Below are 1092 nucleotides of genomic sequence, written 5' to 3' on the forward strand. Positions count from 1 at the left end.
CGTAGAAACGGCAAATGCTGACGGCAGTTTCACTTACAGTGCGACGGCAGATGGCAATCCCGTATTTACGTTGGTAGTGAATGTGGATGGCTCTTACAACTTCACGTTGGAAGGCCCAATCGATCACGCTATTAATAGCGACGAGCTGACGTTGAACTTCCCAATCATCGCAACGGACTTTGATGGTGACACCAGCTCCGCGGTGATCCCAGTGACTATCGTCGATGACCAACCGACCATCACAAACGTCGATGCCATTACAGTGGATGAAGACGATTTAACGAGTATTGGCTCTGCTCAAGATGGCGTTGTTTCTATTGATGGCAAGTTCACCACAACGGAAGGTTCTGACCGAGTGGTGAGCTATCAACTCGATGGTTCGACGAACCCTGTAGCAGGATTAACGTCGCACGGCGAAGTTGTTGATTTGGTTGAAACAGCGAATGCAGATGGCAGCTTCACTTACACCGCGACCGCTAACGGCAATCCTGTCTTTACGTTGGTGGTGAATACCGATGGTTCATACAACTTTACGTTGGAAGGCCCAATCGATCACGCGACTGGTAGTGATGAACTGACGCTAAACTTTCCAATCATCGCGACCGACTTTGATGGCGATACGTCATCGGCAACCATCCCTGTAACCATTGTTGATGACCAGCCAACAATTAACAATGTTCAAGCGATCACCGTTGATGAAGATGACCTCGCGCAGATTGGCTCGGCTCAAGACGGTTCAGTATCGATTGACGGGCACTTCACCACCAATCAAGGTTCTGATGGTGTTGTGAGCTACCAATTGGATGCCAGTGCGACGCCTATTGATGGGCTTACTTCGCAAGGTGTTGCGGTGACATTGAGTGAAACGGCAAATCCAGATGGTAGTTTCACTTATACGGCAACCGCAGGAACCAATCCTGTCTTTACGTTAACTGTTAATCCAGATGGCAGCTACAACTTTACACTCGAAGGCCCAATTGACCATGCGAGTAACAGTGACGAACTGACGCTGAACTTCCCAAGCATCGCGACGGATTTTGATGGTGACACCACTTCTGCCACGATTCCTGTGACCATTGTTGATGACCAACC

1 protein-coding gene is annotated in these 1092 nt (G+C 49.2%); it reads left to right on the forward strand.

Translation table 11 applies throughout. The annotated features are described in order from the left end of the window. Positions 1-1092, forward strand: a 1092-nt coding sequence (locus R7Q38_RS24480; protein ID WP_318114668.1) for a VCBS domain-containing protein, incomplete at both ends; no start/stop codon positions are given.

Source organism: Vibrio sp. Vb0598 (assembly GCF_033338935.1).
GTDB lineage: Bacteria > Pseudomonadota > Gammaproteobacteria > Enterobacterales > Vibrionaceae > Vibrio > Vibrio alginolyticus.